At 65.2% G+C, this 9,555-nt stretch carries 12 protein-coding genes, 1 tRNA gene and 1 pseudogene; 5 read left to right on the plus strand and 9 right to left on the minus strand.

What is annotated here, in order from left to right:
• Positions 1 to 89: 89 nt before the first annotated feature.
• The 3 genes from ACGLHR_RS48765 to nodI form a co-directional block, all read right to left on the minus strand.
• Positions 90 to 320: a hypothetical protein gene (locus tag ACGLHR_RS48765; RefSeq protein ID WP_318231424.1), complete on the minus strand. Its 231-nt coding sequence runs from the start codon at positions 318 to 320 to the stop codon at positions 90 to 92.
• Positions 321 to 603: 283 nt separating this feature from the next.
• Positions 604 to 1,482: an ABC transporter permease gene (locus ACGLHR_RS48770; RefSeq protein ID WP_400102949.1), complete on the minus strand. Its 879-nt coding sequence runs from the start codon at positions 1,480 to 1,482 to the stop codon at positions 604 to 606.
• A 56-nt stretch (positions 1,483 to 1,538) separates the two neighbouring features.
• On the minus strand, positions 1,539 to 2,450 hold the full coding sequence (gene nodI / locus ACGLHR_RS48775) for a nodulation factor ABC transporter ATP-binding protein NodI (RefSeq protein WP_400102951.1): 912 nt from the start codon (positions 2,448 to 2,450) through the stop codon (positions 1,539 to 1,541).
• 204 nt (positions 2,451 to 2,654) lie between these two features.
• Here nodI and ACGLHR_RS48780 point away from each other — a divergent pair, with 204 nt between their 5' ends.
• On the plus strand, positions 2,655 to 3,188 hold the full coding sequence (locus ACGLHR_RS48780; protein ID WP_400102953.1) for a PaaI family thioesterase: 534 nt from the start codon (positions 2,655 to 2,657) through the stop codon (positions 3,186 to 3,188).
• A 98-nt stretch (positions 3,189 to 3,286) separates the two neighbouring features.
• Positions 3,287 to 3,904, plus strand: a complete 618-nt coding sequence (locus ACGLHR_RS48785) for a LysE family translocator (protein WP_267603802.1) — start codon at positions 3,287 to 3,289, stop codon at positions 3,902 to 3,904.
• 398 nt (positions 3,905 to 4,302) lie between these two features.
• Here ACGLHR_RS48785 and rpsU read toward each other — a convergent pair whose 3' ends face one another.
• Together rpsU and ACGLHR_RS48795 are read right to left on the minus strand one after the other, a co-directional pair.
• Entirely contained in the window at positions 4,303 to 4,515 is a 213-nt protein-coding gene (gene rpsU / locus ACGLHR_RS48790) for a 30S ribosomal protein S21 (protein WP_006158571.1), read from the minus strand.
• Positions 4,516 to 4,549: 34 nt separating this feature from the next.
• On the minus strand, positions 4,550 to 4,747 hold the full coding sequence (locus ACGLHR_RS48795) for a cold-shock protein (protein ID WP_006158572.1): 198 nt from the start codon (positions 4,745 to 4,747) through the stop codon (positions 4,550 to 4,552).
• Positions 4,748 to 4,877: 130 nt separating this feature from the next.
• Here ACGLHR_RS48795 and ACGLHR_RS48800 point away from each other — a divergent pair.
• A tRNA-Met gene (locus ACGLHR_RS48800) sits at positions 4,878 to 4,953 on the plus strand.
• Positions 4,954 to 5,148: 195 nt separating this feature from the next.
• Here ACGLHR_RS48800 and ACGLHR_RS48805 read toward each other — a convergent pair.
• Both ACGLHR_RS48805 and ACGLHR_RS48810 read right to left on the minus strand, forming a co-directional pair.
• Positions 5,149 to 6,477, minus strand: a complete 1,329-nt coding sequence (locus tag ACGLHR_RS48805) for an ATP-binding protein (protein WP_400102956.1) — start codon at positions 6,475 to 6,477, stop codon at positions 5,149 to 5,151.
• Positions 6,478 to 7,211, minus strand: a pseudogene (locus ACGLHR_RS48810) (response regulator).
• 177 nt (positions 7,212 to 7,388) lie between these two features.
• Between ACGLHR_RS48810 and ACGLHR_RS48815 the strand changes: the two are divergent.
• Entirely contained in the window at positions 7,389 to 8,225 is an 837-nt protein-coding gene (locus ACGLHR_RS48815; RefSeq protein WP_400102958.1) for a MipA/OmpV family protein, read from the plus strand.
• A gap of 10 nt (positions 8,226 to 8,235) precedes the next feature.
• The gene (locus ACGLHR_RS48820; RefSeq protein WP_400102960.1) at positions 8,236 to 8,841 is read left to right on the plus strand and encodes an SDR family oxidoreductase; all 606 of its coding nucleotides are present in this window, start codon (positions 8,236 to 8,238) and stop codon (positions 8,839 to 8,841) included.
• Here the strand turns inward: ACGLHR_RS48820 and ACGLHR_RS48825 are convergent.
• On the minus strand, positions 8,822 to 9,406 hold the full coding sequence (locus ACGLHR_RS48825; RefSeq protein ID WP_400102962.1) for an IS630 family transposase: 585 nt from the start codon (positions 9,404 to 9,406) through the stop codon (positions 8,822 to 8,824). The genes ACGLHR_RS48820 and ACGLHR_RS48825 overlap by 20 nt on opposite strands.
• Positions 9,334 to 9,555, minus strand: a 222-nt coding sequence (locus tag ACGLHR_RS48830) for a winged helix-turn-helix domain-containing protein (RefSeq protein WP_400102963.1), incomplete at its 5' end; no start/stop codon positions are given. The genes ACGLHR_RS48830 and ACGLHR_RS48825, both read right to left, overlap by 73 nt.

Genomic DNA, 9,555 nt, shown 5'->3' on the forward strand with positions numbered 1-9,555 from the left:
AGCCCGGTGCCCGAATTGGGCACGCCGGGATCTGTGCGGGGGGTGCTCAGTAATGGGCATTCCTACCGCGATCTAAGGCGCCTGCGCGCTCAGTGCGCCGGCACAGCTTCGTCGCTGCTGCCGGCCACTGCCTTGACCCCGGCCTTGGTCACGTCGTAGGTCGTCTCGACCACGGTCGATCCCACGCTCACTGCCGCCGAGCCAACCGTAGTCACGGTAGAGACCGCGGCACTGCCCACCGCCACGGTGGCGCCCACCACGCTGCAGGCGGCCAGTGCACCGCACAGGCCCAATGCGGCGAGCGTTGCGGCAGCGCGCATGACGCGACGCTCTTGCTCTTTCTTAGCTGGCGCGACGTGGACGTACATTTGAAATGACATGGACACTGCTTGCCCTTGCGGGGTTGTGGGGGTGGTGTAAGGCGGGCGGCCTCAGGTTTCCGGCTACACCGGGCACCATGCGACGTGCCCGGCATCATACTCTTCCCCTGAGCGCTCGCTACCGCCCGCTGCGCTATTCGCCCGCCAGCGCCACCACCGGATCCAGCCCGGTCGACACTGCCGCGCCGGGATTTACGGCTGGCACGGACCGTTGCAGCCATCCTTAGCGCAACAAACGCCGACGCAGCAGCATCAGCGCCACCACCAGCGCCACGGCCGCGTAAGCGCCAAGCACGATCACGTGCAGCACCAGGTTGTCGATCGGGCGCCCCAGCATGATGGGGCGGATCAACGCTACCGCATGCGCCAGCGGCAGCACCTGGGTGGCAGCTTGCGCGCCCGCGGGCAACTGCTCCAGCGGGAAGAACACGCCAGAGAGCAGCAGCATCGGCGTCATCACCAGCGTCTGGTAGAACATGAAGAAGTCGTAGCTGGGCGCAAGCGCCGTGACGATCATGGCCAGGCTGGCGAACGCAATGCCTGCCAGCACGATGACCGGCAGCGCCAGCAGCGCGCCCGGCAACTGCGCATAGCCGAGCACGCCTGCCACCAGCATGATGGCCAGGCCCGACAGCACCGCCTTGCTGGCGGCCCACATGATCTCGCCCAGCACCACGTCGCCCAGCGTCAGCGGCGCATGCATGATGGCCTCCCAGGTGCGCTGCACATGCATGCGCGAGAAGGCCGAGTACATTGACTCGAAGCTCGCCGACATCATCACGCTGGACGCCGTGGTGCCGGCCGCGAGGAAGGCAATGTAGGACACGCCGTTGACCTGTCCCACCAGCAGGCCAAGCCCAAGGCCAAGCCCGAACAGGTAGATCATCGGATCGGCCAGATTGCCGATCATCGAGGGAATCGCCAGCTTCTTCCACACCATGAAGTTGCGGTACCAGACCATGGTCCAGTTGCGCATGTTCATCGGCAGCAGCGGCTGCGGGTAGTGCTGCCGCTGCCCGGCGCCGGGCAGCGCGGCGGTGGCAGCGGTGGCGGCGGTGGCGGCGGCTGGCGTGGTGGCAGGGCGGGGGTCTTGTTCGCTCATGTTCAATCCGTTGTCGGTTGCGAGTCGGTGCGCATCAGTCACGCCTCAGTCACGCCTCAGTCGCGCATCTCGCGGCCGGTCAGCTTGAGGAAGACGTCCTCCAGGTTGGCGGGGCGGTGCAGGTAACGCACGCCGTTGCGGCCGTGCAGCGCCGCCAGCAGTGGCGCGGGCTCCTTGACGTAGCAAAACAGCGTCTCGCCGCTCATCTCGGTACGGGTGGCAAGCGGGTGCAGCTCGCCGCGCAGGGGCTCCAGGTTGTCGCCATACACTTCCACCACGTCGCAGCCGATCTGGCTGTCGATCAGCTCATGCGGCTTGCCCTCGGCGATCTTGCGGCCGCTGTCGATCACGCACAGGTAGTTGCACAGGCGCTCGGCTTCTTCCATGAAGTGCGTCGTCAGCAGGATGGTCTTGCCGTTGGCCAGCAGCGACTTCAGGCGCTCCCAGATGAGGTGGCGCGCCTGCGGGTCCAGCCCGGTGGTGGGCTCGTCCATCACCAGCAGGTCGGGGTCGTTGATCAATGCGCGAGCGACCGTCAGCCGCCGGCGCATGCCGCCCGACAGGTCTCGTACCTGCGCCTTGGCACGGCTCTCCAGGCGCGCGAACTCCAGCAGCGCGGGCACGCGCTCCTCGATCACGGCGCGCTCCAGGCCGAAGTAGCGCCCGAAGATCCGCAGGTTCTCGACCACCGTGAAATCCGGGTCGAGGTTGTCGAACTGCGGCACCACGCCCACCCGCATGCGAGCCTGCGGCGCGCGCTGTGGAATCGGCTCGCCGCACAGGGTGAGCGTGCCGCACGCCGGCGTGGTCAGTCCCAGCAGCAGGCGCAGCGTGGTGGTCTTGCCGGCGCCGTTCGGGCCCAGCAGGCCGAAGCACTGGCCGCGTTGCACGCTCAGGCTGAGATCGTCGACCACGACGGTGTCGCCGTATTGCTTGCTTACATTGCGTAGTTCAAGAATGGCAGTCAAGGCAGGAGCGGGAGTTGGGCGCGCCGCGGGCGCAATATCCACCATTATGCAGGCAGCAGCGAGGATGCTTTGTGGCGCGCTGCAGCAAGAATGCGCGGATGCGGTTATCTTGATGGTTCGCGCCGGCGTGCAAACCAGGCCTCGTTGAGCCTGCCGGCGCGCAGCACGAAAACAATAATCGGAACAAGCGATGGAGACGAGACAATGAGCGCAGAAGACCTGCTGGCCCAGTGGCAAGAGGCGGAACGCAAGGTGCGCGCGAGCCTGGCCGAGCCGGGGGTGGTATCGCTCGCGCAGTTGGGGGAACGCGCTGGCCTGCAGTTTTTCGAGGATATGCTGGCGGGCAGGATACCGGGTGTGCCGATCGGGCAACTGATGGGTTTCGTGCCGGTGGAGTTCGAGCCGGGGCGCTTCGTCTTCCAGGGCACGCCCGGGCCGCAGCATTACAACCCGATCGGCAGCGTGCATGGCGGCTACGCCGCGACCCTGCTCGATTCCTGCGTGGGTTGTGCTGTCCACACCATGCTGCCGGCCGGCAAGGGCTACACCACCCTGGAACTGAAGGTGAACTACGTGCGCCCGCTGACCGCGAAGACGGGCCCGATCCGTGCGGAAGGCAAGGTGATCAGCCTGGCCACGCAGATCGGCATTGCCGAGGGCCGCATCGTCGACACGCAGGGAAAGCTCTACGCTTACGCCACGACCACCTGCCTGGTCTTTCCGATGCCGGCAGGCTGATCTGCGGCAAGGCCGGCGCCGCTTTCAGCAGCCAGCCACCTTGCTTATACTTGTGTGTCGCCCGTCGGGCACCCCAATCGATAAGACCCGGAGTCGCAATGTCCTTCGAACACTGGCTGGCCTTTGTGTTGACAAGCATCGTCGTGCTCATCATTCCCGGCCCGACCATCCTGCTTGTGATCGGCGATGCGCTTGCCCATCGCGGCCGCTCCGCCTATGCCACCGTGGCCGGCGTTGCCGCGGGCGACCTGACCGCGTTCACACTGTCGATGGCCGGCCTCGGCGCGGTACTGGCCACCTCTGCGGCCCTGTTCACGGCGTTGAAGTGGGCCGGTGCGGCTTACCTGGTCTACCTGGGCATCCAGGCTTTGCGCGGCGCCTCGCGTGCCGGCGCGATGGCGGTCACGGCACAGTCCGGGAGCAGCCGCCAGCGCTTTGCCAAGGCATGGCTGGTGACCGCGCTCAACCCCAAGAGCATCGTGTTCTTCGTGGCCTTCGTGCCGCAGTTCCTCGATGCGCGCCTGGCCTTCTGGCCGCAGGCCGCGGTGCTGATTCCCACCTTCGTTGTGATGGCCACCGCCAACGCGGCGATCTACGCGCTGCTGGCGCGTGCGCTGGCCAAGCGCCTTACCACCCAGCGCGCACAGGCCAATGTGCAGCGCGCGGGTGGCATTACGCTGATTGGCGCGGGCGCGCTGATTGCGGCACGCAGCTGATGTAGTGGGTGATGTAGCGGGAGTTGCCGACCAGGCGGGCCGCCATCGTGCGGCCTGCTTTTTGCCTGTCGCCAGCGCCAAGTGCCGTGGCTTGAATGCGAGGCAAGGTGGCGGCAACACGCACGTGTGTCCGGGACAATTCAAAAAGCGGTGGGGAGTCAAAGTGCTAGCCGTGTCGCGCGCAAAGGGCGAACGCAAGCATTGCGCCGGCCGCGCTCGATCCAGGCGGAACGATGGGCAGGGCGGTATCAGGGCCGGTCGGCGGTTGTCAGGCCACGAAGGGCCGGACATCCGCGGCGCCGCTAAAACAAGAAAAATCCGCCAGGCAATGACTGGCGGATTTATGCGGCCTGCGGCAGAAACGCGTCGAAGCGCGCTCGCCGCTTGCTGTGCCGAAATCAGTACATCTTCTTCGGCAACATCTGCATGCGCAGGCGTTTGCGAAGGCGCGATTCCGCGGCTTTCTTCTTGCGCTTGCGCTCGGTCGTGGGCTTCTCGTAAGCGGTACGGCTCTTGAGTTCAACGATCAGGCCGGTCTGGAGGATGGCCCGACGGAAACGCCGCATTGCAACTTCAACGGGCTCACCTGGTTTCAAGACGATCTTAGTCAATTCTGTCCTTTAGCTTTGCCGCAAAGCGGCGGGTTCAAACGGGGGAAACATTGGCCGCTTCAGGACCCTTCTTGCCCTGTTGCGACTGGTATTGCACTCGCTGGTTATCTTGCAGCGGAGCACCCCCGCGAACCTGAGAGATGTGGACGAACAAGTCCTTGCCACCAGCGTCCGGGGTGATGAAGCCAAAACCCTTCTGGGCGTTGAAGAACTTGACGGTACCAGTTTCCATGGAAAAATCCTTTTTTTGGGCGCAAAGAATGCGCCCACTTGCTTTTACACGTTTACGTAAACGCTGTCAAGAAAGAGTGCCTAAAGCGCTTTGCAAATCCGTCAGGGTGGCGTATAGTACGCCCCTCTGACGCGGGGTGGAGCAGTTGGCAGCTCGTCGGGCTCATAACCCGAAGGTCGCAGGTTCAAGTCCTGCCCCCGCAACCAGACGTATTCTACTAAAAAGCCCGCCGGCAGTCCCGGCGGGCTTTTTGTTTTGTTGCGCGGGCAGATTGCGTCACTACCGCGCTACCCCTGCGCCGTCAGGCCGGAGAACGCCATCGCCAGCCAACCGGCGGCGGCGCAGGCGCCCATCCACGAGAGCAGCACGGCAGCGATCGTTGACCATTTCATGGGCGCTCCTCAAATCGCCGGCCTGCCGGGCATGGCGGGCTCGTCCATGGCTGGCAAGGTGATCACGAAGCGCGCGCCGCCCTCGCTGCCGCTGTGCAGCCCGACCTGGCCGCCATGCAGCAGCGCGATGCGCCGCACAATGGCCAGCCCCAGGCCGAACCCCCCGGTGTGCCGGTTGCGGCTGGAATCGGGCCGGTGGAAGGGCTCGAAAATGCGGGCGCGCTCCTCCGGCGCAACGCCGGGGCCATCGTCCTCCACCGTCAGGGTCAAGGTGCCTGCCGCGTCGGTCTCGGCGTGCAGGTGGATGGCGTTGCGCGCGTAGCGGGTGGCGTTGCGGCAAAGGTTGAGTAGCGCCCGCGCCACCAGCCGCGGATCGCAGACGTGGTGCGGCTCAGGGCCGCTGGCATAGGCCGACAGGGTGAGTTTCTTATCCGCCACCTCGTTGGCCACGCTGGCCGCGACACTGTCGATCAGCTCGCTCACCGAAACCCGCATCAGCATCATCGGCGCCGCGCCCTGCTCAAGCTGGCCGAGCGTCAGCAGCTCGGTGACCAGCTCGTCGAGCTCGCGCACGTCGCGGCGCAGGTCTTCCAGCCGCAGCGCCTGGCGCGCCTGCTCCGCTTCGCCCGTGCCGGCCGACTGCAGCAGCGCGATGCCGAACTCCAGCCGCGCGATTGGCGTTTTCAGCTCATGCGAGATGCCGTGCATCATTTCGCGCTGGTGCACGATCGACGCTTCGATCTGTTCGGCCATCTCATTGAATTGCTTGGCCAGTGCGGAGATGTTGGAGCGCCTGGGCAGGTTGGCGCGGGTCGACAGCTTGCCGTTGCCGAAATCCCTTGCCGCCTGCTGCAGCTTGTCCAGGTCGCGCCAGTGGTACCACACCCAGGCGATGATCGACAGCAAGGTGGCGAGCGCGATCAAGGCGTAGGCCAGCACGGAGATGTTGGTGTGGTCGTCTTCCTCGCTGAGCGCGTGCAGGATCTGGCCGTCGCGCAGCGGCAGGTAGTAATCCTTGGCGTCGTAGCTGAGCACCAGCTTGCCGCCGGCGAGGTCGGCAAGCTGCTGAGCATTGAGGTGGGTCAGGCTGGCGGCGTCGACCAGGTCGAACTTCTCGCGCGCCTGCTGTTGCAGGATGGCAAGCGCGGCGTCGCGGTCCTTGCCCTGTTGCGGCCCAAGGTATTGGGATAGCGTAAAGGCATAGCCTTTGCGGTTTTCCCGTTCGGTCTCGGTGAAATGCTCATGGAACAGCGGGATGAAGGTGGTGTTGATGGCGGTCACCGCGGCGGCCGCGGCCAGGATCACCAGCAGGTAGAGCTTGAGTAGCGAGCGGACCATTCATTCCTCCCATGCCGAAGGGCTGAACAGGTAGCCGCGGCCCCAGATGGTCTTGATCTTGTGCGGCTCGGGCGAGGCATCCTCGAAGCGCCGGCGCAGCCGCGAGATACCGGAGTCGACGGTGCGGTCGATGCCGTCGAACTCGATGCCGCGCAAGGCCTTGAGGATGTCGTCCCGGCTGAGCACGGTGCCGGCGGCGCGCGCCAGGATCAGCAGCAGGTTGAACTCGGTGGTCTTCAGTCCACCTCCTGTCCGCGCCATGTCACCTGCCGGTTCGGCGGCGAGATCACCAGCGCGCCGAACACCAGTTCATGGTCCCGCTGCGCAGGCGCGGCGGTCTCGGCAACCCGCTCTGCGGCGGCGCGCCGCAGCAGGGCGCGGGCGCGCGCCACCAGCAGCCTTGGCTCGATGGGCTTGACCACATAGTCGTCGGCGCCGATCTCCAGCCCCGCCACCTGGTCGTACGTATCGACGCGTGCGGTCAGGATGAGCACGGGCACGCGCGAGAACGCGCGAATGCCGCGACACACTTCCATGCCGTCCATATGCGGCAGCATCAGGTCGAGGATCACCAGCGCTGGCCGCAGGGCCTGGACGGCGGCCACCGCGATATCGCCACGCCGCACTACCTCCACCACGAATTCGTAGTTGCCCAGATATTCGCTGACAAGCTGCGCGAGGCGATCGTCGTCCTCGACCAGCAATACCTTGTACTTGGCCATGGCATCGCTCATGACAGGGCTCCCTGGGGCAGAAAAGTGCCGATTCTATCCGGCGAACGACCTGCATTGGGTGTTGGAGACGCTTCAAGACAAATTCGCACAATTGAACAAGATTTCGCGCGATTTCAGGACAGACAGCCCGGCGCGCCATCCCTAATCTGCGTGCTTCGACATCAAGGCGGAGCAGCCGTGGAACAGCAAGCAAGAAATCAGTGGGGCGTGGCAAGGTTGCCGGTCGCGTACAGGGGCGCGTACCAAGGCGCATACAAGGGCGCGTTTCTCGTGGCCGCGCTGGCGAGCCTCTGCCCGGCAGCGCACGCGGAAAGAACGTACTCCGTTGGCCTGGCCGCCGGCGCCGCCCCGCGCTACGCGGGAAGCCGCGACTACCGGGCCGTCGGCGCGCCGGTGCTGCGCGCCGACTTCGGCAACGGTGCCTTCATCGATTTGCTGCAAGGCGCTGGCTATACCTACAAGTTCGGCAACGGCATGTTTGCCACGGCCTCGCTCGGCTACGCGCTGGGCCGTACCGACAAGAACCGCGCGGACCTGCCGGGCTCGGATCACCTTAAGGGCATGGGCAACATTCCGGGCTCGCTGATGGGCGCGTTCCAGCTCGGCGCGCGCGTGTACGGCGACACCACGCTGAGCGTGACGCTGGACGCGCCACTGACGCATCGCGAACGCGGGCTGAGCGGGCACATCGATCTGGTGGTGCCGGTGATCCAGTCGGGCGCGCACATCGTGACACTCGGGCCGAGCCTGCACTACGGCTCGGGCCGCTACATGCAGACCCTCTTTGGCGTGACCGATGCACAGGCCGCCAACAGCGCCTTTAGTCAGTACGCCCCCAAGGCCGGCTTCGATGCCGCGACGCTGTCGCTCGCATGGAACTACACGCTCTCGAAGGAATGGTCGGTGCGCACCTTGGTGGCGGCGACACGCCTGCTCGGGGACGCCGCGAAGAGCCCGATCGTGCAGAGCAAGCAGTCGTACTTCGGCATGAGTTCGGTCAATTACACATTCTGAGGAGAACGCCATGATGTGGGATTGGCACGCCAGCCTGCCCGCGCAGGATCTTGCCGCCCGTGCGCGTGCCTGCGACACACGCCTGCCCGGCGTCGGCTCCCTGCTGCTGACAGGCGCCACCGGCTTTATCGGCGGCAACGTGATGGTGGCCGCCGTCAACGCCGGTCTGGCCCGGCGCTTGCTCTGCCTGGTGCGCGGCGTGGATGCCGCGGACGCATTGGCTCGCTTGCGCGAAAACGCCATCCAGTGCGGCCTGTTGCGCAGCCGGGTGGACTGGCTCACCGAGGACAACGTGTTGCTTGGCGCGCTTGACAGCGATTTCGCGCCTGCCACACAGGCGCGGCTGGCGGGCGTCACCCATGTCATCAACTGCGCCGCGCTGGCCTCGTTCTCCGCCGATGCGCAGGTCACGCGCATCAACGTGCGCGATACCTTGCGTTTTGCCTCGCGCTTTGCCGGCAGCGCGGCCTTGCGGCGCTTCGTCCATGTCGGTACCGCCATGGCTTGCGGCACGCAGCGCGGGCCGAGGATTGCCGAGCGGGATGCCGGCCATGGCGGCACCAGCTATCTCAGCCACCTGGTGTCTTATTCCGTTTCTAATTCAATAGTGAATTAATAATCCATGGCCACGCGACAATGGAATGGACACGTTGGCGGTCCAACTCCAGATCGCGGAGAGAGTCGGACAGATGGCGTTCGAGCGTATCGATACTATCGAAGACGCGGTTATGGAAGGACTTTTCTCGAAGATCGTCCCAGAGATTTTCAACGGGGTTGAGCTCCGGTGAGTACGGTGGGAGTGTAAGCAAGCGCAGGTTGTGAGCCAGTCTGAGCGAAGCACTCTGATGCCACCCGGCGCCGTCGAGGACCATCACGATTCGATCGTCGGGATGACGTGCTGCGACCTCATCGAGAAACAGTTGCATGCAGGCGCCGTTGACGTGCGGCAGGATCAGAGTGTCGAGGGCGCCATCAGCAACCGAGACGGCCGCATAAGCGTAGGTGAACTCCTGCGTCACCATTGCCTGACACAGCGGGCGAGCCGGTTTGGGGCACCAGCAACGCCGCGTGTCGGAGATGCGACCGAAGCGCGCTTCGTCCTGAAACATCAAGCGGATCGGCCCTTGGCCCGGCCACGTCCGGTCGATTTCGAGGAGAATGTCGCGGAGTTTTTTTTCCAGGCTTCTTGGGCAGCCACATCGGCCTGGGGGTGTCGCTTGTCGGGCGCCAGTTTGCGCCAGCCATGACGGTGTAGCAGATTGTAGGCAGAAGCCAGGGCAACCTTGCGCCCCAGCCGTTCGTCCAGCGCCTGCTTGATCTCGCCGACCAC

Origin of the sequence: Cupriavidus sp. CuC1 (assembly GCF_044627735.1) — a bacterium.
Taxonomy (GTDB): Bacteria; Pseudomonadota; Gammaproteobacteria; order Burkholderiales; family Burkholderiaceae; genus Cupriavidus; species Cupriavidus ulmosensis.

Excerpts from the sequence above, each read along its gene's own strand:
- ACGLHR_RS48765 (WP_318231424.1), bottom strand. The coding sequence starts at position 320 with ATGCGCGCTGCCGCAACGCTCGCCGCATTGGGCCTGTGCGGTGCACTG.
- ACGLHR_RS48770 (WP_400102949.1), bottom strand. The coding sequence starts at position 1,482 with ATGAGCGAACAAGACCCCCGCCCTGCCACCACGCCAGCCGCCGCCACC.
- ACGLHR_RS48780 (WP_400102953.1), top strand. The coding sequence starts at position 2,655 with ATGAGCGCAGAAGACCTGCTGGCCCAGTGGCAAGAGGCGGAACGCAAG.
- ACGLHR_RS48785 (WP_267603802.1), top strand. The coding sequence starts at position 3,287 with ATGTCCTTCGAACACTGGCTGGCCTTTGTGTTGACAAGCATCGTCGTG.
- ACGLHR_RS48795 (WP_006158572.1), bottom strand. The coding sequence starts at position 4,747 with ATGGAAACTGGTACCGTCAAGTTCTTCAACGCCCAGAAGGGTTTTGGC.
- ACGLHR_RS48805 (WP_400102956.1), bottom strand. The coding sequence starts at position 6,477 with ATGGTCCGCTCGCTACTCAAGCTCTACCTGCTGGTGATCCTGGCCGCG.
- ACGLHR_RS48820 (WP_400102960.1), top strand. The coding sequence starts at position 8,236 with ATGATGTGGGATTGGCACGCCAGCCTGCCCGCGCAGGATCTTGCCGCC.